21 protein-coding genes and 4 pseudogenes are annotated in these 25,159 nt (G+C 70.1%); 14 read left to right on the top strand and 11 right to left on the bottom strand.

The window, feature by feature from the left end:
* Positions 1 to 875: 875 nt before the first annotated feature.
* The 3 genes from ACZ6D7_RS43590 to ACZ6D7_RS43580 all read left to right on the top strand — a co-directional run bounded on the left by ACZ6D7_RS43590 (position 876) and on the right by ACZ6D7_RS43580 (position 6,119).
* The gene (locus ACZ6D7_RS43590; RefSeq protein ID WP_469503527.1) at positions 876 to 1,523 is read left to right on the top strand and encodes a sortase domain-containing protein; all 648 of its coding nucleotides are present in this window, start codon (positions 876 to 878) and stop codon (positions 1,521 to 1,523) included.
* A 1,597-nt stretch (positions 1,524 to 3,120) separates the two neighbouring features.
* Complete coding sequence (locus ACZ6D7_RS43585) at positions 3,121 to 4,110, top strand: ornithine cyclodeaminase family protein (RefSeq protein WP_469503538.1); 990 nt, start codon at positions 3,121 to 3,123, stop codon at positions 4,108 to 4,110.
* A gap of 930 nt (positions 4,111 to 5,040) precedes the next feature.
* A protein-coding gene (locus ACZ6D7_RS43580) for an IS630 family transposase (protein WP_469503525.1) occupies positions 5,041 to 6,119 on the top strand; the annotation gives its coding sequence in 2 pieces (ribosomal slippage) (positions 5,041 to 5,542 and positions 5,542 to 6,119; 1,080 coding nt in all).
* Between the two features lie 109 nt (positions 6,120 to 6,228).
* Here ACZ6D7_RS43580 and ACZ6D7_RS43575 read toward each other — a convergent pair.
* From ACZ6D7_RS43575 to ACZ6D7_RS43555, 5 genes and pseudogenes are all read right to left on the bottom strand, one after another.
* Complete coding sequence (locus ACZ6D7_RS43575) at positions 6,229 to 6,468, bottom strand: hypothetical protein (RefSeq protein ID WP_469503518.1); 240 nt, start codon at positions 6,466 to 6,468, stop codon at positions 6,229 to 6,231.
* A 236-nt stretch (positions 6,469 to 6,704) separates the two neighbouring features.
* Entirely contained in the window at positions 6,705 to 7,814 is a 1,110-nt protein-coding gene (locus tag ACZ6D7_RS43570) for an ABC transporter (RefSeq protein WP_469503515.1), read from the bottom strand.
* A complete protein-coding gene (locus ACZ6D7_RS43565) occupies positions 7,811 to 8,743 on the bottom strand; it encodes an ABC transporter ATP-binding protein (protein ID WP_469503536.1) in 933 nt (310 codons plus the stop codon). The genes ACZ6D7_RS43570 and ACZ6D7_RS43565 overlap by 4 nt, the downstream gene beginning before the upstream one ends.
* Before the next feature lie 4 nt (positions 8,744 to 8,747).
* Complete coding sequence (locus ACZ6D7_RS43560) at positions 8,748 to 9,176, bottom strand: GntR family transcriptional regulator (protein ID WP_469503513.1); 429 nt, start codon at positions 9,174 to 9,176, stop codon at positions 8,748 to 8,750.
* Positions 9,177 to 9,670: 494 nt separating this feature from the next.
* Positions 9,671 to 9,800 (bottom strand): annotated as a pseudogene (locus ACZ6D7_RS43555) (IS630 family transposase); the annotation flags it as partial.
* Here ACZ6D7_RS43555 and ACZ6D7_RS43550 point away from each other — a divergent pair.
* Positions 9,788 to 9,913: pseudogene (locus tag ACZ6D7_RS43550) on the top strand (IS630 family transposase); the annotation flags it as partial. The pseudogenes ACZ6D7_RS43555 and ACZ6D7_RS43550 sit on opposite strands and share 13 nt — an antisense overlap.
* Before the next feature lie 55 nt (positions 9,914 to 9,968).
* Here ACZ6D7_RS43550 and ACZ6D7_RS43545 read toward each other — a convergent pair.
* On the bottom strand, positions 9,969 to 10,418 hold the full coding sequence (locus ACZ6D7_RS43545; protein ID WP_469503509.1) for a carboxymuconolactone decarboxylase family protein: 450 nt from the start codon (positions 10,416 to 10,418) through the stop codon (positions 9,969 to 9,971).
* A gap of 94 nt (positions 10,419 to 10,512) precedes the next feature.
* Between ACZ6D7_RS43545 and ACZ6D7_RS43540 the strand changes: the two genes are divergently transcribed.
* Positions 10,513 to 11,391: a sigma-70 family RNA polymerase sigma factor gene (locus ACZ6D7_RS43540; RefSeq protein WP_469503506.1), complete on the top strand. Its 879-nt coding sequence runs from the start codon at positions 10,513 to 10,515 to the stop codon at positions 11,389 to 11,391.
* Positions 11,392 to 11,762: 371 nt separating this feature from the next.
* Here ACZ6D7_RS43540 and ACZ6D7_RS43535 read toward each other — a convergent pair.
* Positions 11,763 to 12,924, bottom strand: a pseudogene (locus ACZ6D7_RS43535) (IS3 family transposase).
* Between the two features lie 56 nt (positions 12,925 to 12,980).
* Here ACZ6D7_RS43535 and ACZ6D7_RS43530 point away from each other — a divergent pair.
* Positions 12,981 to 13,688 (top strand): Tn3 family transposase, encoded by a 708-nt coding sequence (locus ACZ6D7_RS43530; protein WP_469503503.1) that lies wholly within the window; start codon positions 12,981 to 12,983, stop codon positions 13,686 to 13,688.
* A gap of 124 nt (positions 13,689 to 13,812) precedes the next feature.
* Here the strand turns inward: ACZ6D7_RS43530 and ACZ6D7_RS43525 are convergent, their stop codons facing one another.
* Positions 13,813 to 14,157, bottom strand: a complete 345-nt coding sequence (locus ACZ6D7_RS43525) for a helix-turn-helix domain-containing protein (RefSeq protein ID WP_351623164.1) — start codon at positions 14,155 to 14,157, stop codon at positions 13,813 to 13,815.
* Between the two features lie 540 nt (positions 14,158 to 14,697).
* Here ACZ6D7_RS43525 and ACZ6D7_RS43520 point away from each other — a divergent pair.
* Positions 14,698 to 14,901: a hypothetical protein gene (locus ACZ6D7_RS43520; protein WP_469503498.1), complete on the top strand. Its 204-nt coding sequence runs from the start codon at positions 14,698 to 14,700 to the stop codon at positions 14,899 to 14,901.
* Positions 14,902 to 14,929: 28 nt separating this feature from the next.
* Here ACZ6D7_RS43520 and ACZ6D7_RS43515 read toward each other — a convergent pair whose 3' ends face one another.
* Entirely contained in the window at positions 14,930 to 15,559 is a 630-nt protein-coding gene (locus ACZ6D7_RS43515; RefSeq protein WP_469503492.1) for a type III effector protein, read from the bottom strand.
* A gap of 128 nt (positions 15,560 to 15,687) precedes the next feature.
* Between ACZ6D7_RS43515 and ACZ6D7_RS43510 the strand changes: the two genes are divergently transcribed.
* The 3 genes from ACZ6D7_RS43510 (at position 15,688) to ACZ6D7_RS43500 (ending at position 17,109) form a co-directional block, all read left to right on the top strand.
* Positions 15,688 to 16,119: an Hsp20/alpha crystallin family protein gene (locus ACZ6D7_RS43510; RefSeq protein ID WP_059202743.1), complete on the top strand. Its 432-nt coding sequence runs from the start codon at positions 15,688 to 15,690 to the stop codon at positions 16,117 to 16,119.
* 97 nt (positions 16,120 to 16,216) lie between these two features.
* Positions 16,217 to 16,612 carry a DUF2267 domain-containing protein gene (locus ACZ6D7_RS43505; RefSeq protein WP_469503486.1) on the top strand — a complete coding sequence of 132 codons (396 nt, stop codon included), beginning with the start codon at positions 16,217 to 16,219 and terminating at the stop codon, positions 16,610 to 16,612.
* Between the two features lie 53 nt (positions 16,613 to 16,665).
* On the top strand, positions 16,666 to 17,109 hold the full coding sequence (locus ACZ6D7_RS43500) for a DUF2267 domain-containing protein (protein WP_469503484.1): 444 nt from the start codon (positions 16,666 to 16,668) through the stop codon (positions 17,107 to 17,109).
* Between the two features lie 606 nt (positions 17,110 to 17,715).
* Here ACZ6D7_RS43500 and ACZ6D7_RS43495 read toward each other — a convergent pair.
* A complete protein-coding gene (locus tag ACZ6D7_RS43495; RefSeq protein ID WP_469503481.1) occupies positions 17,716 to 18,456 on the bottom strand; it encodes an SDR family oxidoreductase in 741 nt (246 codons plus the stop codon).
* Between the two features lie 103 nt (positions 18,457 to 18,559).
* Here ACZ6D7_RS43495 and ACZ6D7_RS43490 point away from each other — a divergent pair, with 103 nt between their 5' ends.
* From ACZ6D7_RS43490 to ACZ6D7_RS43480, 3 genes and pseudogenes are all read left to right on the top strand, one after another.
* On the top strand, positions 18,560 to 19,408 hold the full coding sequence (locus ACZ6D7_RS43490) for a LysR family transcriptional regulator (RefSeq protein ID WP_469503479.1): 849 nt from the start codon (positions 18,560 to 18,562) through the stop codon (positions 19,406 to 19,408).
* An 859-nt stretch (positions 19,409 to 20,267) separates the two neighbouring features.
* On the top strand, positions 20,268 to 20,909 hold the full coding sequence (locus ACZ6D7_RS43485; protein WP_469503476.1) for a uridine kinase family protein: 642 nt from the start codon (positions 20,268 to 20,270) through the stop codon (positions 20,907 to 20,909).
* 134 nt (positions 20,910 to 21,043) lie between these two features.
* Positions 21,044 to 21,235: pseudogene (locus ACZ6D7_RS43480) on the top strand (hypothetical protein); the annotation flags it as partial.
* A 63-nt stretch (positions 21,236 to 21,298) separates the two neighbouring features.
* On the opposite strand, the gene ACZ6D7_RS43475 reads toward ACZ6D7_RS43480, so the two are convergent.
* Positions 21,299 to 22,141 carry a hypothetical protein gene (locus ACZ6D7_RS43475; RefSeq protein WP_469503540.1) on the bottom strand — a complete coding sequence of 281 codons (843 nt, stop codon included), beginning with the start codon at positions 22,139 to 22,141 and terminating at the stop codon, positions 21,299 to 21,301.
* A 912-nt stretch (positions 22,142 to 23,053) separates the two neighbouring features.
* On the opposite strand from ACZ6D7_RS43475, the gene ACZ6D7_RS43470 reads away from it, so the two are divergent.
* On the top strand, positions 23,054 to 24,814 hold the full coding sequence (locus tag ACZ6D7_RS43470) for a S8 family peptidase (RefSeq protein WP_469503475.1): 1,761 nt from the start codon (positions 23,054 to 23,056) through the stop codon (positions 24,812 to 24,814).
* The last annotated feature ends 345 nt before the right edge of the window (positions 24,815 to 25,159 follow it).

Here is a 25,159-nt window from a genome sequence, read left to right as displayed (position 1 = left end):
TCCCCCCCTCTCTTCACCCTGTCTTTGTTTTGGACCCTTTCTCTTCTTCCCCCGCCGCCCCCCCGCCCGCCGCCCAACAACGGGGGTTCCAACCACCTGCGAGCCACGTCCTCGCGTCCCCGGGCAAGCCCCCCGCCGAGGGCCTGCGGGCATCCCCCGGCACGCAGCGAGCACAGTGACCCCGCTGCGGTGGACGAGGCGATGGCACCCCGCAGAAGTGAACGCATCCTCTTCGGACGCAAGTTGACGGTGATCCCCTGGGACACCCGCCCCCATGACGGGCCCGGCGTGATCCCCGTCCTGGCCCGGGGCGGCGATCAGCGGCCTGATGACCGGGCGCGCCCGGGAAGCCCGGCCGCAGCCGGAAGCGTCGTCCGCCGGCGGCACAGACCGGTCAGCGGGAGTTCACCCGTCACGTCGGCCTGTCCTCCAGCTGCCCGGCGAACCTTGAAGCAGGAGTGCGCTGCCCGTCGGTCACGGCCGCAGGCAAGCTCGCGGACCGCGCTCCAACTCGCGGACGGACTACGCGCCGTGGTGCTGACCACAGCGGCCAGACGCAGGCCGCGACCACGCCCTGAGAGGGGTTGACCGGGGGGCTGCTACGCCTGGCGGATCAGCATTCCTGACGTCCTCGCCGCTCGAGATGCGCCCAGATGAGCGAGGGAGCACCCTGAGAGAGGGACATCTCGTCCACTCGGCTTCGCATCAGGTGCATCAAACCAGCCGTTCGTCGCGCACCTGAGGTGCGGTCGACCATCTCTGGTCGTCGCCGTCACCGTCGCGGGGGTGCAGGACCGCGACGCGGCCGGGCCGCCGCCGCCAACCCGGGCTTGTCCGACCCCCGCGGGGCCCGGCCGACCTACGGGGACACCACCATGCCCCAGCGCCCGTTCCTCGCCCGCCGTACCGTGCCGGCCGCGCTCGCCTGCGCCGCACTCGCCGTCCTGCTCACGGCACCCGGCGCGCCCGCCGCCCCCTCCGAACCGGCCGCGGCACGCACCCAGGCCGCCACCCGCGTCCAGACAGCCACGCTGTCGATACCCGCCATAGGCGTGTCCGGGCTGCCTGTGATCCCGTACCAGGGCAGTCCCGACGACGCACCGGGCACCCGGATCCAGGACCAGGGCGTGGCCGCCAGCCCGTACGGACCCGGCGGCGGGGTCGGCCCCGGCGACGTGGGCAACTACATCGTCACCGGGCACCGCGTCACAGCGGGCGGGCCACTGCGGGCGCTGCCCTCGCTGCAGCCGGGCGCATCCGTGTTCGTGACCGCCGGCGGTGTGACATACGAGTACACGATCACCACGACCCGGACGACCTCCTTCCGGTCGCAGGCCTCCATGAACGCACAGCGCGCCGCCGTCCCCGGCTCCCCCGGCACCGCCCCCAACCGCGCAATGATCACCGTGACCACCTGCCTCACACCCGAGGACGACGCGGCAGGCAACTACTGGCGAGACGCACAGAACAACCCCGAACACCGCATCGACAAGATCGGCGTCCTCACCGCCACCACACCCTGACCCTGAATCACCAGTCAGCCGCCGATTGATTATTCGGTGCTCCTGGTGCGGTCCGGCCGAGTTCCTGGTACGGGTTCAGCCGATGAGACGGGCGAGGTCTGCTGCCGTGGGTGCGGGGCGGATGCGACGGCCGAGGGCCCCAGGACGGGTGTCACCTCGTCCAGGGCGTCACCGACCGCGGCTGCGGGTACGCCGAGCGGGGAGGCGAGGACCCGGATCCGGGTCCTCCGTCGGTGGCCGATGACGGTGGACGCCAGCCGGCCGGACAGCAACAGGCGACCCCCCGTCGCAGGCCGCGGGGACTGGCGCGCTCGTGGCGCAAGCCGACGGACGGGCGGTCGAGGAGCCAGACCGGCACGCCCGCCACAGGAGCCCGACCCCGTCGGCCCGCACCGGAAGAGAGTGGCAGCCAGCAAGCCGATCCGCCCACCCTGCACACCCAGCCTCCGCCCACACCATCTACCAGCCGCCCCCTCCCCACTCCGCGCTACAGGCGAGCGACCGCCAGGTCTGTCTCTACGCCGCTGCCACTTCGTCGGGACCAGCTCTACGACCCACCATTCCCCGGCGTCGCTCTCCATGTCCTTGGCCTGTTGGCCCACTGCCTCACAGGCCGCGATCCACTTGTCCCGGCTCTTCGACCTCGAAGGTAGCTCCTTGAGTACTCGGACAGCCGCGGCAAGCCACGGCCCGAGTTCCTTCGCATCAAAGACACAGCAGGCATCCAGAAAGGCGACGGCCTGCCGGGGATCGACAGGCAGCACGTCCCCGTTGATGATGCGGCGGGTGGTGGCTGCTGGCAGGGCTCCGGGCCCGGCCGTCCCTCCACCTCTCCGGGGGTCGGGCAGCCGGCCCCTACATGCTGGTGCCGCAGGGCTCGGGCCAGGCCTGCCGCGTCGAAGACCAGAGGTGAAGTACGCGCGGACGAGGCGGCCGACCCGGCCGCCGCGACGTCCTCCAGCATGCTGCAGAGCGCGCGGGCCAGCGTCGTGCGTCCGATGAGGACGGGCCTGGGTCCGAGTTGGTCGATGGCAGGGCGGTCGTCGGCGGCCCCGACCCGGCTGACGCCGCCCCCCGCGCTCGGCCGTGAAAGCCAGAACGGCAACCGACCCCATAGCCGCGACCATGCCCCCGACCGCCCATGCCGTGGGGAGTCCGATACCGAAGAGAAGATCTCCGAGCATGCCGCCCGACGCCGCCACCGCAAGAGTCGCCGGGACGAGCCAGCGCCGCTGCCCAGGCCCGCACGCACCGCCTCCATCGACTCAACCACCTGGCATGCTCACGTAGTTCGATGACTTCATGGCCGCCGCTTGCGTGACAGCAGTGTCCGCGCCCCCGACCGTGACACTGGTGGGCTCGCATGTTGGAGGGTCGCGTGATGTGCGTCAGGAGCCCGGATCGATCACTGTGAGCAGTTGACGAGAGCCCATCGATCATCTTGCGGGGTCGGTGTACACGCTGAGGTGCTCAGGCGCATACAGATGAACGTGTTCAGGAAGGGCTGCGTGTCGTAGCGGGGCAACGGGGAGGCTGGGATTGACGCTTGGGCTGTACGGTCGCCGGCTGGATGACCGGCATCAGGAGGCTGAAGCACATGCTTGTTCTGGGCCGCTCGCAGGTCGAGTCCCTGCTCCCCGTGGACTCGCTGATCGATGCCCTGGCCTCGGCGATGGCAGACTTCAGTGCGGGCCGCGCCTCGGTACCCGACCGCGTCGCCGCCCTGGTCCCCGAACATGATGGATTCCTGGCGGCCATGCCGGGCTTCCTGCCGTCGGCCGGGGTGCTCATGACCAAGCTGGTGTCACTCTTCCCGCACAACGACGCGGCACGGCTGCCTACACATCAGGCGCTGATCGTGGCCTTCGATCCAGACACCGGCGAGCCCGCTGCCCTGCTGGACGGTACGGCCATCACCGCAGCGCGAACCGGCGCCTGCTCCGCGCTGTCGGCGCGACTGCTGGCCCGCGAGGACGCGACGGTGCTGGCAGTGCTCGGCACCGGGGTGCAGGCCCGGTCCCACGCCCGCGCGATCTGCCGGGTCCGACCGATCCGGCAGATCCGCGTGGCCGGCCGGGACCCGGCGAAAGCTGCTGCCCTGGCCGAGGAACTCTCAGCCGTACTGGAGGCCGAAGTGCAGGCCGTGTCCAGCTACGCCGAAGCGCTCGACGGCGCGGACATCGCCGCCGCGACGACGCACGCAGCCGAACCCGTGATCCGCCGCCCCTGGCTGACACCCGGGGTACACATCACGTCCGTGGGGTACAACCCGGCCGGCCGCGAGATCGACGACGCCACGGTCGCCGAGGCGCTGGTGTGCGTCGAATCGCGCCAGGCCGTGCTTGCCCCGTTCCCCGCGGGCAGCAACGACCTCCTCACCCCGATCCGCGACGGCCTCATCACAGCCGATCACGTGCATGCCGAGCTGGGCGAACTCATCACCGGCAGCAAACCGGGGCGCACCACGCCGGACCAGATCACCCTCTACAAGTCGGTCGGCGTGGCAGTGCAGGACGCCGCAGCCACGGCCCTGGTCGTCAGGTCCGCCCGCGAGCGGTCGATCGGCGAGGAGATCACGCTGCACTGATGCCGCTGCCCGCACCCGAACCTCCCACCCTGCGGCGACCGGATCGGCAACGCGCGGCACACCGGCCGAGCACATTCGCCCGTACGGGCTGAGCCCGTAGGCGCGTACGCCCACAGGCCCAGCCCGACGGCATCAAAGCCGCACTGGACATGCTGACGAGTCCGGCGCGGCGGCCCGGCCCGCACCGCCCGTCACTGAGAAGCGGCGTACGCCAACGCCGCTCTCCCTCCGACACCACCGCCCCAGATTGGGCGCTGATCAAGCCCCTGCTACCGGGCATCTGTGCCACTCACGGCATTGACCACACCCACGTCGACAGGTTCAGGACTCCGTAGCGGCCAGGCAGGCTCAGCAGCAACGGCCAAATCGCGCGACCTGCCCTGCAGACACACTCTCGGGCCCGCCCCAGCACAAGGGTCCAGGCAGGACTGCAACCCGGAAAAACGTCCACGCGCTGCAGCGCACGCAGTGCGGACACACGGGCCACGTTCCGCTCCTATGTCCAACTACAAAGTGCAGAAAGTAGCCGATCGGCACCAATCCGCGGCTCCAGTCGACAAGATCATTCCCGTGGGTGCGGGGAGCACCTCCCGGGCTGGGTGACGACGCCGAGGACAAGGAACCATCCCCACCGGCAGAGCGGGAGCAGCCCCAGCGCAGGACGGAGTCACGTTGGAGACGGGGACCATCCCCCGTCCAGCGCGGCCCGAACCCGGCCGACGCCGGACAACTCGCCGTCCACGCCTGCCCCCACAAAGAAGGGAGGAATAGTCAAGACCTGTGGACCGGGGTGCCTGTCACGAATGCCACAGACCCCGGCGTTCCGGTCTGTGGGGGCGTCATACCTTGACGTTACTGACTTCGGCTCGTCAGGGTGAATCTTTGCGAAGTCCCTGAAGGGCCTGAAGCGGTGGCTGTATCCCGTGCTGTGTGAGGTATGCGGATGGGGGCGGACTGACCGCTGCGGGGCGGCAGCGCCGGGAAACGGTACGGATGCAGGCGGCCGAGCTGTTCGGGCAGAAGATCAAGCCGCCGGAGGTCGCAAGGCGCCTGCGGGTGAGCCTGAAATCGGCCTACCAGTGGCACCAGCTGTGGCGGGACGGTGGTCGTGAGGCTCTGGCTTCCCGTGGTCCGAGCGGGTCGCGATGCCGTCTGTCGCCGCGCTGCTTGGAGAAACTCGCCGGGTATCTCGAGCAGGGGCCGGCCGCGCACGGCTGGGTGGAGGACCAGGTGTGGACCGCGGCGAGGGTGGCCACGCTGATCGGCAGGAAGTTCCACGTCTCCTACAGCGTCTCGGGTGCCACGAGGCTGATGCACCGGCTCGGCTTCAGCCCGCAGGTCCCCGCGCGGCGGGTCGCCGAACGCGACGAGCAGGGCGTGACCGCGTGGAAGGAGGCGACCTGGGCCGAGGTAAAAGAGCCCGGGCGGCCTGCGGAGGTTACATCTGCTTCGAGGACGAGGCCGGGTTCACCCGACGGCCGCCCAAAGGACGCACCTGGGGCCGGCGCGGCCGCACCCCGGTCGTGACCGTCAGCGGCCGCCGCTCGGGGCGCCTGTCAGTGGCCGGGCTGATCGCGATGCGGCCAGGCTCCCGCACCCGGCTGTGCCACCGCCTGCGCACTCACCCCGCGGGCAAGGGCAAGCGCCGCAGCATGGGCGAGCGCGACTTCATCGCGCTGATCGACGGCGTCCACCACCTCGTCAAGGCACCGATCGTGCTGGTGTGGGACCGGCTGAACACTCACGTCTCCCACGCCATGCGTGAACTGATCGCCGAGCGTGAATGGCTGACGGTGTTCCTGTTGCCCGCGTACTCGCCGGACCTCAATCCCGTCCAGGGGGTATGGGCGCACGTCAAGCGCAGCCTGGCCAACCTCGCCGTAGTCGCCCTGGACCGACTCGAAGCCCTCGTACGCAACCGGCTCAAGCGCCTGCAGTACCGGCCCGACACCCTCGACGGCTTCATAGCCGGCACCGGCCTGGCCCTCGACGATCCAGAGTCACCCTGACGAGCCGAAGTCAGGTAATCTCGATCTTGCATGAGGGTCCGTCAGCTTGCTGACGGACCCTTTCGGCTTGTTCGGGGCGGAGTTCCGTCGAGGTCTCCGGGTCCTCGACTTACTTGGTCGTCTGGTCGTCGAAGATCTCCTGGGTGTACTGGTCCATGGTCTTGGCGTCGACGTCGTCGCATGCGTCGGGGCGCGTGCTTTGTGTGCCCTTGTGGTCCTTGACCTGCTTCTCCAGAGCGGCTTTACAGGCGGCGAGGTCGGGCTTGTCGCTGCTGCCGCTGCTGCCGCACGCGGCTGTCGTAGCGGCGAGGGCGAGCAGGACGGCTGTGATGGCTGTACGGGTGCGCATATTTCCTCCTGGGACTGTTTGGCACTGATGGGCATCGTGCGGCAGGCGGGAGCCTGGTGAAGGTGCTGTGGCAGTTGTGAACAGCTCGTTCGCGGCCTGTTGGACGGGGTCGTCACCGGTGTGTTGGGGCCGCGGTGAGGGCCGCGGAGGTGAGCGGGGGCGTCGAAACCTCACCCGCTCGCCTCCTTCGGCGTGTTGCGGACAGGGAGTGCCCCCGTGGGGGTGTGAACGGCTGTTCAGACGAGCCGCTTACGTCCCCAGATGAAGAGGAAGGCCACGATGCTGGCGGTCAGGGCGAACAGAATCGATGCTCCGAACCACTGCATACTGCTCATCTGTGAGATGGGGATGTAGTCGATCGACGCGCCGACGATGTCCGCCTTCTTCATGCACCGCTCAATCGCCCCGTCCGTCAGCGTTTCCGTGCAGGTGTTCAAGTCGAGCAGTTTCCCGCTGCCGCTGACGTACGAGGTGTCGAGCACGTGCGAGGTGCGGGGCACCGACGACGGGAACGTGACCGGGGTGCCGGGACCGCCCGGCTTGCTGGTGGCTGTGACGATGTCGCCGAGTGACAGCTTGAAGTAGCCCCAGACCGCCTGGACGGCGACGGTGAATGCGAGGGTCACGACCATGGCCGGCAGCGTGCGACGCAGGATCACACCGATCAGCACCCCGCCGAACACTGAGAGCAGGGAGAGGGCAACGGGCACCGGACCCGTGGTGTTGAAGAACCCCCTGGAAGTCCAGTCGACGTCCGTGTAGTGGAGCTTGATGGGGTTCCACCACCAGGCGAACACCGCCGACAGCGTCACCGTGGTCACCGTGACCACCAGCCCGGTCAGCCCCAGCTTCGTGGCGAGCCAGCGGTCGCGGCTCACGGACTGGGCGGCGATCAGCTTGGCCGTACCGTTCTCCAGGTCGCCCGCGAGCAGCGGGGCGCCGAGGAGGACACCCAGCATGACGGGTATCGCCGTGAGGCCGGTGGTGACCGAGGAGAACGCGCCGGCGTAGGGGGCGAACTGCTGTTCCGCATCGCCGAGGTTCTTGGCGGGGAAGCCGTAGGCGTCGAGGAAGTCCATCATCTGACCGCGCTGGTAGATCATCCAGGCCGTGCAGAGCACGGTGGCGGCGAGGATGGTCCAGAACGCGGCCCGGTGCTGACGCCAGACCAGCCAGGTCATACCGCTGAGGCGGGGGCGCCGGGCGGCCTGCGTGGTGGTCGTGTTCCCGGCCCCGTGCCCGGGGCCGTTCGTGGATCCGTGCTTGGTCGCGTGCTTCGTCCCGTTCATCGTCCGGTTCGCCGTCCCGTTCCTGCCGTCGGTCGAGGGGTTGGTGAAGGTGCTCATGCCGCCACCGTCCCTGTGCCGAACGCCTGGCCCTGGACTTGGGCGGTGGGAGTGATCAGCGGTGGCGCGTCGGGGGAGCGGAGATAGGCGAGCAGGAGTTCCTCCATGCTCGGGGCGGCCACCTCCCAGGGGCCGGTGACCGGGCCCTCCGGGCGGATCAGCGCGGTGAACTGCCGTCCGCTGGTCCGGGCCTCGACGAGGGTGTGGAACCCGAGGAAGTCGGGCAGGCCCTCACCCTCCTTGGCCCCGGTGACCACGGTGTGCATGGTCATCAGCTCGTCCACGTCTCCGGCGACGCGCACTGCGCCGCCGGAGACGACGACGAGGAAGTCGCACACGTCCTCCAGCTCGGCGAGCACGTGGGTCGACATCACCACGGTGGTGCCGCGCTCGCCGGCCTCGGCGAGGAGGGTGCCCATGAGTTCGTGGCGCACGACCGGGTCGAGGTCCGCCATCGGCTCGTCGAGCAGCAGCAGGTCGGGGCGCTTACCGAAGGCGAGGGCGACGGCGACGCGAGTGCGCTGGCCACCGGAGAGGGTGCCGACCTTCGCGTCGAAGGACACATTGCCGGCGCGGACGATGTCCTCAGCGGCGCGCTGGTCCCAGCCGGGGTTCAGCTCCCGCCCCAGCCGCAGGGTCTCCGCCACGGTGAAGCGACGGAACAACGGCTTCTCCTGCGCGAGGAAGGCCGTACGCCGACCGGACTCCACCGAGCCCGGCGCCCCGCCGAACAGACTGAGCGAACCCTGCGTCGGCTTCAGGACATGGGCCGCGATGTTCAGCAGCGTGGTCTTGCCCGCACCATTGGGGCCGACCAGCCCGCAGATCCTGCCCGCCGGAAGCCGGAAGGTGCAGTCCCGCAGCGCCCAGCCCCGCCGGTAGCGCATCCCCAGTCCGTGCGCCTCGAGCGCCGGCTCCCCCGCGTACATGACGTCACTCACCTGTGCTCCTCGTTGTCCTGACCCCCGTGACCGCCGTGGTCCCGGTGGCGTACTGCTGCTCCAGCGCCGACGCGACCAGCGCGGCCACGTCCTCCTGCTCCAGACCGGCCCCGGCCGCCTTCGACATCCACGCCACCAGCTCCCCGTACAACGGCGAGTCGGTGCCCGTCTCGGGCCGGCCCAGCGTCCGGCGTACGAAGGTGCCCTGGCCCGGTCGCGGTTCGACCAGGCCCTCGCGCTCCAGCTCGCGGTACGCCTTGAGGGTGGTGTTCGGGTTGACCGCGCTCGTCTCGGAGACCTCCTTGGCGGTGGGCAGGCGGTCGCCCGGCACCAGTACGCCCAGCCGCAGGGCCTGCTTGGTCTGCTGCACGATCTGCTGGAAGGCGGGGACACCGCTCCGCCTGTCGATGCGGTACTCCACGGTTACCACTCCCCTCCACCATCATTCCACTACTCGATTAGTGGAATGATGGTGGAGGGGAGTGACGGCAGTTGTCAACAGGGACCGCGCCCTGCGCTGCCAGGCGCTTGGCCCGCCGACGGTCGAAGGGTGAGCTTGGCAACACGCGATGAGTTCTGTCGTCTCATGCCGTCTATGGGAGGGGACGGTGCGTCGAGCGGGTGCAACCTCCGCCCCGCCAGCACCACAGGGAGTCCTCCGTGAGACCTGAGTTCACCCGCCGCACGGTCCTCGGCTTGATCGCCGGCTCGGCCGCCGCGACCGTCACCGGCGTCTCGGCCGGTACCGCCCGCGCCGCCGTGCCCGCGTCACCCGGCGTGACCTGCACCAACACCATCGCCGAGCAGCGGGCCGACCCGCACATCACCGTCGAGGGGATAGGGGCGCACGTCAAGCGCAGCCTGGCCAACCTCGCCGTGGTGGACGCCGTCGGTCAGCGCGATGAAGTCGCGCTCGCCCATGTCCCGCCACAGCTGGTGCCACTGGCAGGCCGATTCCAGGCTCGCCCTTCTGCTCGAACAGCTCGGCTGCCTGCATGCGTACCGTTTCCCGGCGCTGCCGCCCCGCAGCGGGTCGCCCTGAACCGACTCGAAGCCCTCGTACGCAACCGGCTCAAGCACCTGCAGTACCGGCCCGACACCCTCGACGGCTTCATAGCCGGCACCGGCCTGGCCCTCGACGATCCAGAGTCACCCTGACGAGCCGAAGTCAGTAGGAAGGCGCAGCCTCCAGAGGGATGACGCCCCGCCCGACTCACCAGGTCTTGCCGGCCTGCTCCCGGACCGTGCGGTTGATCCGGTTGAAGAAGTTGGTCATCGCGATCTCCAGGGTGATCGCGCCCAGTTGCTCCTCGCTGAAGTGGTCGGCGGCGGCGTCCCAGATCTCGTCGGTCACGCCCGCCGCGCCGTCCTGAAGTCGGGTGGCGGCCTCGGTCAGGGCGAGGGCCGCCCGCTCCTCCTCGGTGTAGAAGGGCGTCTCGCGCCACGCGACCACGTTGTGCAGCCGCTGCTCTGTCTCACCGGCCTGCTTCGCCGACTGGATCGTGGCGAAGACGCACGGGCTGCAGCCGTTGATCTGGCTGACACGCAGATGGACCAGCGACAGCAGGTGCTTGTCTACGCCCCCGGCGTGAATCGCCTTGTAGAGGTGCTGGATTGCTGTGATCACGTCGGGATTGGCCGGGCTCTTCACACGTGCTTCCATCGGTCTGACTCCTTCATCGGTGGCTCATCGGTTACCTGCGCCCCTCCGGGCCCGTCATCACCCGTGACGGAACAGAGCCGAGGAAGGTAACAACATGTCCGACACCAGCCCGACGGACGCGATGGCCGAAACGTTCGAGGCCCAGCGCGACCGGCTGCGCGCGGTCGCCCACCGCATGCTCGGGTCGCACGCCGACGCCGAGGACGTGGTCCAAGAAGCCTGGCTGCGTCTCTCCCGCCAGGACACGGGGACCATCCACAACCTCGCCGGCTGGCTGACCACGGTGGTCGGCCGGATCAGCCTCGATGTCCTGCGATCGCGCCAGGCCCGCCCCGAGGCGCCCTACGACGACGGTCTCTCCGAGCTCGTGGTGACGCTCGACGACAGTCCTGCTCCCGAGGACGACGCGGTGCTCGCCGACTCGGTCGGGCTCGCCCTCCTCGTCGTCCTGGAGTCGCTCGGGCCGAGCGAGCGGCTGGCGTTCGTGCTGCACGACCTGTTCGCGGTGCCGTTCGACGAGATCGGCCAGATCCTCGGCAAGTCCACCGCCGCCGCCAAGATGCTCGCCAGCCGCGCCCGCAGGAAGGTGCGGGCGAACGAGGGGCCGACCGGCGTCGGACGGGAGCAGCGAGAGGCGGTCCAGGCCTTCCTGGCAGCGGCTCGCCGCGGCAACTTCGAGGAGTTGCTGCGGGTACTGGACCCCGAGGTGAAACTGACCGTCGACACCCCGTCCGGCGTGGTCGTCACCCTCGGCGCCACGAAGGTCGCAGCCGGCGCGCAACTGTCCGCCAGCGCAGCCACGCAGGGGCGGACGGTGCTCGTCAACGGCCTCCCGGGGATCATTTCCTGGCGCGAGGACGGCACCCCGCTCTCGGTCGTCGCGTTCACCGTCGTCGCCGGCCGGATCACCGGCATCACGATCGTGATCGACCCGGCCAAGCTCGCGCTGATGGACCTGCCGGATCCGGCGTGAGTCCCTGCCGAGGCAGTCGCCGCCAAGCGGCCAAGGCCTGTGACTCATTGACCTGATTCAGGCTGCGGGAGCTTCGTGGCGTTCGACGAGGTGGCCGCGCTCGAGGCGGGCCCTTGCCCGGACGAGGGCGACGAGGTGGGGTGCGTTCACGGCTCGCCAGCGGGCCGCCTCCCGCCCCCGGCACACCGCACCCACCGCCGGTCCCGGACCAGGGCGCCAGCGGGTCGAGCTGTGCCTCTCTCAGATGGCCGCTCTGTGGCAGGCCGTCAGCCTCGGCGCGCGCCTGCGGCGGCCGCTCGCCGACGATCTCACCGACCAGGTCCGCACCGCGTGCCGCGAGGGTCTGCTGCAGGTTTGGGTGACAGGTTCGGTCACGCGACCTGGAGGGCCGGTGTGGTCATGACGGTCTCGAATTCGATGGGGGTCAGCTGGCCGAGCGAGGCTTGTCTGCGGCGCCGGTGGTAGGTTCTCTCGATCCAGGTCACGATAGCGATCCGCAGTTCCTCGCGGGTGGCCCACGCCCGACGGTCGAGGACGTTCTTCTGCAGCAGGCTGAAGAAAGACTCCATGGCCGCGTTGTCGCCTGCCGCCCCGACCCTCCCTATCGAGCCGACGATCCGATGCCGATCGAGCGCCCGGACGAACTTCCGTGACCGGAACTGCGATCCGCGATCGCTGTGCAGAATGCACCCGTCGACGTGTCCACGCCGGGCAACAGCGTTGTTCAGGGCTGTGACGGCCAGGCGGGACTTCATCCGCGTGTCGATCGAGTAGCCCACGATCCTCTTGCTGAAGACGTCCTTGATCGCGCAGAGATACAACTTGCCTTCGCTGGTGGCGTGTTCGGTGATATCGGTGAGCCACAGCCGGTTCGGACCGGTCGCGGTGAAGTCACGGCGGACAAGGTCGTCGTGCACCGGCGGGCCGGCCTTCTTGATACTGCCGCGCTTCTTGCCGAACACGCTCCACCAGTTGTTGTCCCGGCAGATCCGCCACGCGGTCCGGTCGGCCATGCCGGATCCAGCGCTGCGGGCTTCGTCGGCCAGGAATCGGTAGCCGAACTCCGGATCCTCGCGGTGAGCGTCGAACAACGCGTTCGCGCGTGTGGCCTGCTCGAACTCGGCATCGGTCACCGGCCGTTCGAGCCAGCGGTAGTAGGGCTGGCGGGCAAGTTTCAGGACCCTGCACGTGACCGTGACGGGAATCCCGGCCGTGGCCAGCTCTTTCACGAGCGGGTAGATCCTTTTCCCGGCAGATGCGCCTGCGACAGGTAGGCCGCGGCCCGGCGCAGGACCTCGTTCTCCTGCTTCAGCAGCTTGATCCGCCGACGCGCTTCTCGTAGTTCCGCGTTGTCCTGGCCGGTCGTTCGGGCTTTGTCCCGTCGTCGATGTCCGCGCGACGCATCCATTTCCACAGCGTCATCGCGTGCACTCCGAAGTCGGCGGCCACCTGCTCGACCGTCACGCCCGGGCCGCGGTTCCTCGCGACCCGTACGACGTCCTCGCGGAACTCTTCCGGATAAGGCTTGGGCACAGCGACATCCTTCCCACCCGCCCCACAGGGCAAGCCAGTTCAGATGTCACCCGATCTTGCACCAGACCCGCAACTGGAAGCACTCGACGTTCTACCGGCCCAGCAAGCAGAGCGAGTACGTGCACATCGACGCCCTGTTCGGAGAGCCGGGCAGGAACGTGATCGACTGGGACCTGATCGAATCGCAGTTCCGGCACCTGATGCGGGTGGCCGTCTCGGTGCGCGAGGGGGCGATCTCCTCCTCCACGCGGCTGAAGCGGCTGCGGTCGGGCTCCAAGAAGAACGCCACGTACGCCGCGTTCCGCGAGGTCGGCCGTGTGATCCGCACCGTGCAACTGCTCCGCTACCTCTCCGACGCGCCGCTGCGCAGGCGGGTTACCGCGGCGACGAACAAAGTCGAGTCGTTCGACCGGTTCTCCCAGTGGGTCGGCTTCGGAAACCGCGGCGTCATCGCCGACAACGACCCGGTCGAACAGGAGAAGGCGATGAAATTCAACGCTCTGCTCACGAACGCGGTCATTTTTCACAATGCCCTGGACATCGCCGAGATCGTCCGCCAGTTGCTGGAGGAGGGCTGGACGATCGAGCCGGAGGACCTGGCGCACATCTCGCCGTACCTGACCGAGCACATCAACCGGTTCGGCGAGTACAGCACGCACGAGCTCGGCATCCAGCCCGAGGCGTACGACCCGAAGCTGGACGTGGACTTCGCCCCGCTGCGCGAGGCGGACCCGGCCGCGGCCGGCTTCGGTCAGGTCGCCTGAAAGGCCGCGGCCGGGGCGGCATCATGAAGTCCATGGACGATTGATCGAGGGCGCTTACGGCGGCGCGGCCGGTGACGGCAGCATCGTCCGCTGGCCGGTGTTGCCCCAGGATCGGCGTGCTGATTCAGGCTGAGTTCTTCGACTGCGACTCGCGGCCTTGTGTGCGCAGGTGCTCGTTGATGCGCCGGGCTTCTTCGAGCTGGTCTTCGAGGATGACGATGCGGCAGGCGGCTTCGATGGGGGTGCCCTGGTCGACGAGTTCGCGGGCGCGGGCGGCGATGCGCAGCTGGTAGCGGGAGTAGCGGCGGTGGCCGCCCTCGGAGCGCAGCGGGGTGATCAGGAGGTGTTCGCCGAGGGCGCGGAGGAAGGCGGGGGTGGTGCCGAGCATCTCGGCGGCCCGGCCCATGGTGTAGGCGGGGTAGTCGTCATCGTCGAGATTGTCGACGGGACGGGAACTGGCAGGGGGCATAGACCTCTTCTTTCAGGGGACACGTCGGGGGGGGGGGGGGGGGGGGGGGGGGGGGGGGGGGGGGGGGGGGGGGAGCGCTTTTTTTTGGGGGGGGGGGGGGGGGGGGCCCCGGCCCCCCCCCCCCCCCCGGGCCCCGAGCTTTCAACACCATCTACCGGCGAACTGCGCCGGCCTTCTTTGTCCGCAGGTTCCGCCTGGGAGGGCGGGGCTGCGGGGATCGCGGATGCGTGACCGGGGACCACCTTCCAATCCGGGGCCTGCGGTACCCGGGCGGACTTCTTCCTCGCCCGGGCGATCCTGATGGCGTCTGCTCCTTTACCTTCGGCTACACGGTCGTACTGCTGGATATCGCGGGTACTGCTCGCAGCCCCCATGGGGCGTCCTGCTTGACCTGCATGCGCGGCAGTTCATCTCTGCCGTGCCCATCTCGACTTCCTGGGTACACGGAAAAAATAACCCTGCGATGAGCCAATGTCTACTGTGACCGCGACAGATTTTCTTCAGGTTCGATGCGTGTAGTTCTGCCGCAAACACACCTGCATGAGTGATGCCCCGGCGCGAACCCACGAGGCGCGGACGAGGAAGCTGGCCATCCTCTACGAGCTGTGTGTGCTGGTCAGCTGGCGGGATGCGCTGCGTCGGCGGGAGATCTGGGCGCCGGGGGCGAACCGGTGGCGTAACCCGGAGGACGATCTGCCGCCGGACTTCGAGGGCAATCGGGGTTCGGCCGGGGGCGGAGGCTGACTGGGCTGTTGCGGGGCACCGGGCGGGGTCAGGGGGGAGTGAGGGTGTCGAGCCGGGCGGCGAGGTCGGGGTGGGCGGTGGCCAGGTGGGGGCGGGTGGCGGTCAGGGGGGCGATGAGGTCGGCGGGGTCGTTGTGGGCGAGGGCCGCGTGGAGCTCATTGAGCGGGCGGCGGGCGGCGGGGGGAAGGTCGGTGAGGGCGGTGATCTGGCCGGCGAGGCGGCGCAGGTCGGCCGCATTGCGGCGGGCCCAGGTGGCGGTGTTGCGGTCGGCGGCCCGGGCCTGACGGGTGGCCGTCACGCGCTGTTCGCCGGTGGTCCCGGCCGGGCCGGGGCGGCCGCGCAGGTAGCGACGCTCGGCAGCCTGGCGGCTGGCGACACCCAGGGGAGAGGCGAGGTCGGCCCAGCTGGCGCCCGCATCCCGGGCCGTTTCGATCAGGCCGGTCTCCCATCCGGCGAGCCGCTCACGTACCTGCCGCAGCAGCATCAGCGAGGCGAGGGCCTGCTCCGGGGCCGGCCCGGCGCCGAGGGTGTCGGGGGTCTCGTGCTGGGCGTCGCGCAGGGCGTCGTCTATGGCTTTCAGGGCCGCCGCGGCGGCGAGGAACGACGCCGGGCTGTGGGCGTCGGCGTCGGTGGAGACCGGCTGGTCGGGTGCGGTCACGGGCACCTCCCTCGGGTTGTCATCAGGTAGACGACATCGTGTTTGTCATCCATTGGATGACATGTTACAACGGTGTCAGTGAGGCGCATTGGCAGTAACTGCCTGAACCTGCTGGAGGTGTTTTCACGATGTTGATGCGCACTGACCCCTTCCGTGAGCTGGACCGGCTGGCGCAGCAGCTGATGGGCCCGGGCACCTGGTCGAAGCCGTCGGCGATGCCGATGGACGCCTACCGCGAGGGTGACGAGTACGTGGTGGCCTTCGACCTTCCCGGCGTCAGCGCGGACGCGATCGACATCGATGTCGAGCGGAACATGCTGACGGTCAAGGCGGAGCGCCGGCCGGTGGCGAAGGCCGACGACGTGCAGATGGAGCTGTCCGAGCGGCCGCTGGGCGTCTTCTCCCGCCAGATCGTGCTCGCCGACACCCTCGACACCGAGCACATCAAGGCCGACTACGACGCGGGCGTGCTGACCCTGCGCATCCCGATCGCCGAGCGTGCCAAGCCCCGCAAGATCTCCATCGGCGTCGGGACCGGCCACAAGGAGATCTCCGGCTGACACCGGCCGGACAGGTGCGGAGGACGGGCACCTGATCTCCCCCTCACCCCGTCCTCCGCACCCCGTGGGCCGAAGAACAAGAAGGGGTGGCGGCGAGATGACTCTGCGACGCGAAGCGTTCCTCGACCACGTGAAGGAGCGCGGCGAGTACGGCACTGTGGAGGAAGCCGAGCGCACGGCCCGTGTGGTGCTCGCCCTGCTCGGCGCGCATCTGGTCGGCGAGGTTCGCGCCCAGCTCGCGGCACGTCTCCCGGAGGAATTCGCCCTGATCCTGCTCAACCCGCTGCAGAGCGCCGAACCGCTGCCCCCCGAGCGGTTCGTGCGGGCGACCGGGGCCTGGATCGAGGGCACCACCGAGCAGACCGCGACCTGGGACGTCAGCGCCGTGCTGTCCACGGTCGCCGACACGGTCGGCGAGGACCTGCTGGGGCAGATCCTGCTCCAGCTCCCCGCCGGCTACGACCTCCTCTTCGGCCGCCCCCAGCCCACCTGACCCCTACCTCGGTGCCACACACCCGCACCGCTCTACGAAAGGCATGCACTGCAGTGATCACCGACGTGCGCGTACCGGCTGAGCACCAGCAGCCGTACTCGACGGCGTATGAGCAGATGCTGGAGAAGGTCCGCTATGAAGGCGCCTACCCCACCCGCGAGAGAGCCGAGGAAGCCGTCCGCCTGGTTCTCGCGGGGCTGGGACGCCAGCTGACCGGCGACGAACGCGTCGACCTTGCCGCCTGCCTGCCCCTGGAAGCCGCACGTGCCCTGACCGCACAGATCCCCGACACCCAGCCGCTGACCGGCTGGGCCTTCGTCAAGGACCTCGCCGCCCGCTCCGGCACCTCCCTGGCCACCACCCGCTGGGACACCGGCTCCGTCTTCGCGGCCGTCGCCGCCCACGCCGGCCCTGACCTCATCACCCGCATCCTCCACCAGCTCCCCACCGGCCACGCGCTGTTGTTCGGCCGCGCCGAACTCACCTCCGCCGCGTAAACGGCACCGGCACCCCGGGGCCGCAACAGGATCCCTCCGGCGGACCTTGGTGAAGTCCCCGATCCGCGCGATCGGGGACTTCCGCCTTCGCTGTGCATGATGCCCATCTCGGGCGGTGTTTCTCATAAACGGTCCTTTGCCCGAGTAAGATCAAGAACGGGCCGCAGAACCCCCATGGTGCCGTTGAAGGTCAGGCGGTCGACGATGGCCGCGCAGAGCCGGGGGTCGGTGAAGGTCTTGGTCCAGCCCCCGAACGACCGCCTCCATCCTCAACTTCTCGCGGAAGGACCGCCGTTCGTCGGTCAGCCCGCCCCCTTGCGCATACCTCATGCAGTCGGCATACCGCAGGAATCACGAGACGTCGTGCCGAGGCTCGACAGTTGTCACCGGCGGAGCCGAAATGGCTGGCAGAAGGGCCGGGCCGAAGCAGCCTGGTTGTCACCTGGAAGGCAGGCTACTTGTCACAGACGCTTGATGCCTTTCGATCCCTCACCTCGTGGTCCGTCGGCGGCTCGGGCTCGACGGCCGTACTGACATGGCGTGACGGAGCCGGTCACGAGGACGCGCATGCGCCATCTCCCCGGGGTGGCGCGAACCGGAAGCGCGTCACCAGGGCACCTCTCCCTCGTCGTCGAAGAAGCGGCCCGTCGGCCCGTCGGCCGATACGGTGGCCAGCCGGATCGCGGCGGCTGCGCCCTGCTGGGGGGTGCGCACTCCCCGGAAGCCGTTGAGGTCGGTCGCCGTGAAGCCGGGGCAGACGGCGTTGATCAGGATGTGGGTGTCGGCCAGTTCCTTGGCGTACTGCACGGTGACGGCGTTGAGGAACGTCTTCGACGGAGCGTAGGCGATGGCGATGGGGCCCGTCTCGGCGCCAGGCGTGGTCTGGAGTGTGAGGGAGCCGACGCTGCTGGAGACGTTCACAATCCGCGGCGACGGCGAGCGGCGCAGCAGAGGGAGCAGGGCGTTGGTGACGCGGATGACGCCGATCACGTTGGTCTCCACGGCCGCCTGTACCCGGTTCACGTCGACCGTGGTGGGCTCCTGCGGTCCACCGCCGGTGATCCCCGCATTGTTGACGAGCGCGTCGAGCCGCCCGGCCCGCTCCTCCATCAGCCGAGCCGCCGCTGTCACGCTGGCGTCGTCGGTCACATCCAGCGGCACGCCGAACGCGTCGGCTCCGGCCGCGCGCAGCTTATCCACAGCGGCCTCGCGCCGCTCCTCGTTCCGCGCGCCGATTCCGACGGACCAGCCGAGGGCGCCGAGCCCGGCGGCGATCTCGTACCCGATGCCCTTGTTGGCCCCGGTCACCAGCGCGACCTTGTGGTTCACGGTGTTCGTCTCACTCATGACCTGGATACTTCTCCCCCGCCGGGCAGGCGTCCAAGACCGACTGGGTGGACGGCGATACCGCCCGGGTATCGCTCCTGGCCGTCCCAGTTAGGCTGGCGGGGTGGAGACACGTGAACTGCGGTACTTCGTCGCGGTCGCCGAAGAGCTGCACTTCGGCCGGGCCGCGCAGCGGCTCGGGATCGCCCAACCCCCGCTGTCGCGGGCGATCGGCGGGCTCGAACGGCGCCTGGGCACCCTCCTGCTGGAGCGCGGCAGCCGGGGTGTCGCCCTGACCGGGGCAGGGGCGGTGCTGCTGCGGGAGGCGCGGGCGGCGCTGGACGCCGTCGAGGCCGCCGAACGGCGCACCCGCCGGGCCGCCCTCGCGGCGACCGGCCGCCCCGCCGTGGTCCTGGCCGCGAAGGCGGGCGCCTCCGGTGAACTGCTGGCGAAACTCCTCGACGCCTACGCCGCCGAGCCCGGCGCCGTCGCCGTGGACGTCGTGCTGTGCGGGCCGGGCGAGCAGGCACGGTTGCTGCACGACGGCCGGGCCGACGTAGCCCTGCTGCATCAGCCATTCGACGACACGGCCGGCTTCGACACCGAGGACCTGCACTCCGAGGGTCAGGTCGCGATCCTCCCGGCGGGCCACCCTCTCAGCGCCCGCCCCCACGTGCGGCTCGCCGAGGTCACCGACCTTCCCGACCTGCCCCTGCCCCGCTGGCCTCGCCCTGACGGCACCTTCCCGGACGGCCCCGGACCGCAGGTGCGCGACCACACACAACTCACCCAGCTCATCGCTCTCGGCCGCGCCTGCGCGGTCGTGCCGGAGTCGAGCCGCACCGGCCTGCGCGAGGACCTCACCGCCGTACCGGTCCCCGACGCCCCCCACGTCACCACGGTCATCGCCTGGCCCCCACACAGCCGCTCAACGGCGGTCGCGAGGCTGGTCCGCGCCGCCACTGCCCTGTGACCGACGGCGGTGAACGCCGGGACACCGTGCTGGATTTCGGTGACAGCGTCCGGTCCGCCATCAGCTCCCGACACATCGTGCGGTACGAGGTGACTGGCCTGCACCGGCGTTGCCGGAACCGCGCCCCTGGCACAGCCAGGCTCCGACGCGAAGTGACAACAAGCCTGCCTTGGTGACATCTATCGCGCCTCGGCTCAGACGTCAGCCCCTACGACACCACGCTTTGAAGGTCAGTAACGAGTGAGCGCGAGGGTGCCGCCGCGCCCTCGGTGCCCACCGAGCAAACGCATCCTGCTCACGCGCGCTCCTATCCACAGGGGCGGCCGACCGGCTTCCTGCCGAGGCCGACCGCCTGTCCGTGCCGGAGTGAGCAGGGCCGGCACTCCCTGTCCCGCGCCACCTCCCACGAGATTTGGGTCTAGCGAGCCGCCAGCCAGTGCCCCGCCCCGGTGGCCACCTCTCTGGCGAGGTAGAGGGCCGCCCCGGCGATCTCCTCCGGCGCGGCCGGGCGACCTGCCGGAGACGTCTTGGTCAGGGCGTCGGGGCGGAGCCCGTCGGCGCCGTTCCCGGTGTGCGGGTGGGGCCCGGGCGGGGTCGCCTGGTCGCAGGTGCGCTGCCTCGACTACTCGTTCCCGCGCGTCGACGTCACGCCCGCGCCCAAGGGCCGCTACGCCACGCTGAAGGTCCGCGGCATCGCCGAGACCGGTGCGCAGGTCGACCAAAGGTCGCGGCCCCGGCCTCCGCTGAACCGGGCCCCGTTCCCCGCTTGCCATGGGCGATCACGCCGCCGTACATTCCCTGCACCCGGCTTGTCCGGCCGCTTCGTCCATCCCCTTTGAGCACATGAGGAGCGCCCGGTATGACGGGTGTACTGGCGGTCGCAGGCGGCACCGCATCCGGCAAGTCCACCCTTGCCGAAGCCCTGTCGCTGCAGTGTCCCGAGAGCATCGCGCTGGTCCATCTGGACGACTACTACGTGCCCGCGCACGACCCACTGAGGGGTGTGTGGACGGTCAGTGCCGACGGGCACGCCGTCCTCGACTGGAACCATCCGGGGTCGATCGACGAGACCGCGGTGACACACGCCATTGACGCGGCGCTGCTGCGCCCCGGCGTGCTGCTGGTGGTGGTCGAGGGCCTGTTCGCGCTGTCACTGCCGTCCGTGGTCCGGCGGGCGGCGTGGCGGGTGTATGTCGACACCCCCGACGACATACGCCTGGCCCGCAAGATCCTCCGGAAGATCGAGGTACAGCGGCAGGACCCCCGACTGTCCCTGCGCAACTATCTGCAGACCGGCAGGGACCGCCACGCAGCCCACGTCGCGCCCTCCCGGGCGGCGGCCGATCTGGTCGTGGACGGGACCGCGAGCGAGGCGGAGATGCTGGCGGCCGTCATGCCGCTGATCGGGCCGGCCCTCGCGCCGCCGCCCGCGGCGCCCTCGCGGGCACGGGGGGTGTGCGGTGTGACGCGTACCCCCGGGGTCCCGGCGTTCGCGGTGTGACGTGCCTGGGGGGACCGGCCCCGGCGAGGGACGCCGCGTGATCACGCTTCCGGCAACACAGCCCAAGCCCCGGCGGGCTCTCAGGTGGATCACGACCGATCCAGTTCACCTGCAGCCAGGCGAACTGCAGGGGCGACCGATGGCGGGATCAGGGGAAGACCCGCATCCAGGCTCTCTTACGCTTCGCCCGGCACCGCATGGGCGTGCTCTTCGCGAGGCTCCGCGACGGCACCTTCTACGAACCACGCACCACCGGAACAGTCACTGCAGACCACTCAGCCTTGATGAAGGACATAGAGGCACCCCTCCGGCACGACCAGCAATGACGGGATCCAGCACAGATTGGATTCGAGCGCCCTCACAGCCGAAGGAGCAGTTCATGAAGGTCATCATCGCCGGGCAGGGCTAATTAGGTGCCGTCCTCGGCGTCGTGGGTGAGGGCGCTGTGGCGGAGCCGGTGGAGGGTCCACCCGTCCAGGTCCTCGATGTCGTCCGGGGGGTGAGGGGGTTGGCCGGCAGCCGGGGGTTCTCCTCGAAGATCTCTTCAGCCCGGCGGTAGGAGAGAGAACCCGGCCGGTCTCCGGGCAGACATCGAGTGTCGGTGTTCCGGCCGGTGTCTTGCGGTCGGTGAGGAACAGCGGGCCGCAGGTACAGTGGGCGATCAGGCAGGGCAGCAGCCGGGCGGTGCCGCACTGCCAGTGGATCCACTCGGTCGCCCAGCCCTTGGCGGTGATCTTCCCACGCTTGTCCTGCGGGTACAGGTCTTCCTCGTTCAGGCACAGCACCTCGTCGGCGCCCGCGGCGGACTTGTAGAGCATCTTCCACTGCGTCTTCTCCCGCAGGGCGACGTCCAGGCGCCACAGAGCGGCGATCTGGTTCTCCGCCGGGACCTTGGTGCGGTCCGGCGGGGCTGGCCGCCACTCGATGCCGATCGTTGGATCGGAACTGATCCAGCCCTGGCCCTGCCACCAGCCGATGGCCTTGCGCGCGATGGACAACTCCCGGTTGACGGTGTCGGCGTCCATCTCGTCCGCCCGCGCCGCCGTCGGCTCGGCCAGCATCTCCGGCAGCGCCAGGTCGTCGATCGCGGCGAGGGGGAAGACGGGTGGCTTCGCGCCCCGGCGGGCGGGACCGGTCGGTGCCGGTTCGCCGATGAGCTTCGACCCACGGGTGCGGGTCCGTCTGCCCGTCGGCCGGCCCCGTACCCGGCCCGACGCGGTCGCCGGAGACAAGGCCTACTCGTCCCGCGGGTGGAGCTCTCCCCCGCCCGCACACAACTTGTGCATGAGGGTCCCGTGAGAAAACGTTGATGCGCAGGGACAGCCGCCCCCACGATCCCAGAGAATGCACTCTTTGATGGCGCGACGCGGTACCTCTCTCACCCTCGACGCTTTAAGGGGACAAGCGGCGGGACGATATCCCGCCGACCCGACACGCCCAGAAGCTGGGGCCCGCTACGGGCGGGCAGTCCGCGGCGACTTCCGCCGGAGCGCTGGTGCCGATGGATGCCAGCCCTGCGCCGGTCGTGCTGGTTGCTGGTCGAGTGCTCGGGCCGGCCGAGCGGCAGATGGGTCTTGAGCGCGGGCAGGTAGGTTCCGTGGATGTTGGGCGCGGTCACCTCATCGACGTCGGCAGGGAGTTCGGGGCGGGTCCGCTCGGTGCGGGCTGCGGGCAGGTGCCAGCGCTGATCCAGGCGAGGACGACGGTGGCGTACTGCTCTCGGGCGCCGGGGACGAGGGGATCAGTGACGGTGGTGGGTCCGTCGTAGGTGATGTGGATGCAGGCCGCAGGCCCTTCGTGCAGAACGGCCTCGAGGCGGCGATGGCCGGGGAGCGCCTCGGGTCGGGTCCGGCTCTGGTGCGGGCAGCACGGCCGGCGCCAGGTCGGCGGCGTATGCCAGGGCGCGGTCGGCGTCGCCGAGCTCCCGAGGGGCCTCGACCCCTCGATGCCCGAAGTGCGTCTCTTTTCAGCCACGCCCCTATGACGTCCCTGCGCGGAAAGGTACTTCCGCACAGGAGCATGCACCTGACATCTTGCATCCACCATTCGTTTCGTACGGCCCCGCCGGTGCCCTCAGCGCGGCCGGGCCGTCTCCGGAGGACGCATTGATACCCCCCATATCCTGCCGACCTAGACGCACGCTGGTGCTGGCGGCCACGCTCGGCGCCGTCCTCGCGTTCGGCGCCCCGGGCGCCCTCGCGGGCACGCTCCCCGTCGTCCCCTCCACCGCGACGGCCGCCAAGGCCCACGCTCCGGCCGCCGCGCCGGCTTCCCGGAGTGCGGCCTGGGTGGCCGGCACGCGTGCCTACCTCGTGATCACCGCCCCCGGTGACAGCTCGGCGGTCCGTTCCGCGATCGCGGCCAACGGCGGCACCGTCTTCTCGAACTTCGACGCCATCGGCGTGATCGTCGCCCACTCGGCGTCCAGCGGGTTCGCCGCCACCATGCGCGGCGTCGCCGGCGTGCAGCAGGTCGGCGCCACGCGCACCTCGGACGTCCCGGCCGACGCCTACAACCCGGCGCTCCCGGCCGATCCGGCCCAGGCCTCGACCCCGGCCGGAGAACCGGTCCGGGCCGACATGAGCCAGATCAAGGCCGACCAGGCCTGGGCCGTGAACCCGGGCTCCGCCTCCGTCAAGGTCGGCATCCTGGACACCGGTGTGGACGACCGGCACCAGGACCTGGCGCCCAACTTCGACGCGGCCGACTCGGTCTCCTGCGCCTACGGCAAGCCCGACACCCGTGCCGGCGCCTGGCGGGACGTCGACACGCACGGCACCCACGTAGCGGGCACCATCGCCGCGGCCAAGAACGGCAAGGGCGTCGTCGGCGTGGCCCCCGGGGTGAGGATCTCCGCGGTCCGGGTCGCCGAGCCGGGCAACTCCTTCTTCTTCGCCGAGAACACCATCTGCGGCTTCGTCTGGGCCGGTGACCACGGCTTCAAGGTCACCAACAACAGCTACTACACGGACCCGTGGCAGTTCAACTGCCCGGACAACATCGACCAGGCCGCCATCATCGAGGGCGTCAAGCGCGCCCAAGAGTACGCCGAGGGCCAGGGCTCCCTCCAGATCGCCGCGGCGGGCAACGAGAACTACGACCTCGCCCACAAGACGACCGACTCCGCGAGCCCGAACGACTCGACGCCGGTCACCCGCACCATCACCAACGCCTGCCTCGACATCCCGACCGAGCTGCCGGGCGTGGTCACGGTCGCGGCCAACGGCACGGGCGTCACCAAGGCCTCGTTCTCCAACTACGGGCAGGGCGTCATCGACGTCGCGGCGCCGGGCAGCAGCGTGTACTCCACCGTCCCCGGCGGCGGCTACGGCAGCAAGAGCGGCACCTCGATGGCCACCCCGCACGTGGTCGGCGTGGCGGCACTCATCGCCAGCGCCGACCCGGGCATCACCCCGGCGCAGATCCGCGCCAAGCTGGCCGCCCAGGCCAACGACATCGCCTGCCCCTCGGACAGCCGCTGCACGGGCACGACGGCCAGCAACTCGTTCTTCGGCGAAGGACAGGTCGACGCCCTCAAGGCCGTCGGGACCACCCCGCCGCCCGGCAAGTACTTCGAGAACCTCGCGGACTTCGCCGTCAACGACAACGCAACCGTGGAGAGCCCGATCGCCGTGACCGGCGTGACCGGCAACGCCCCGGCCACCCTCAAGGTGGGTGTGGACATCAAGCACACCTACATCGGTGACCTGAAGGTCGACCTGGTGGCGCCGGACGGCACCGTCTACACGCTGCACAACCACGCCGGCGGCAGCGCCGACAACATCGCCCAGACCTACACCGTGAACGCCTCCTCGGAGGTCGCGAACGGCACCTGGAAACTGCGCGTCAACGACAACGCCGCCTCCGACACAGGCAAGATCGACGCCTGGAACCTGACCTTCTGACGCAGGGCCCGGCAACGCCCACGTCGGCAGGCTGTGCGCCGACGGCAGCTCCCTGTCCGCGGCCGCGGACGAGGCGGGCTGCGGTCGGCCAAGGCTGGAACCGCTGCGCGGCAGAGGGCACAGGGGCCTCAGCGGCGGTGAACGCCGCGGCCGGGGCCGCCATGCCGGAGGCGTCCGGGAAGGCCGCGAACGGCCTGGGGCCGGTGCCCGGCTCACCGTGCGCCTCCCTGAGGAGCTGGCAGGGCCGGGGGGGGGGGGGGGGGGGGGGGGGGGGGGGGGGGGGGGGGGGGGGGGGGGGGGGGGGGGGGGGGGGGGGGGGGGGGGGGGGGGGGGGGGAAACCGAGC

It is taken from the genome of Streptomyces sp. NPDC041784, assembly GCF_055591025.1.
Note: the sequence above shows the minus strand (reverse complement) of the source record. Positions and strands in the feature narration are given on the sequence as shown.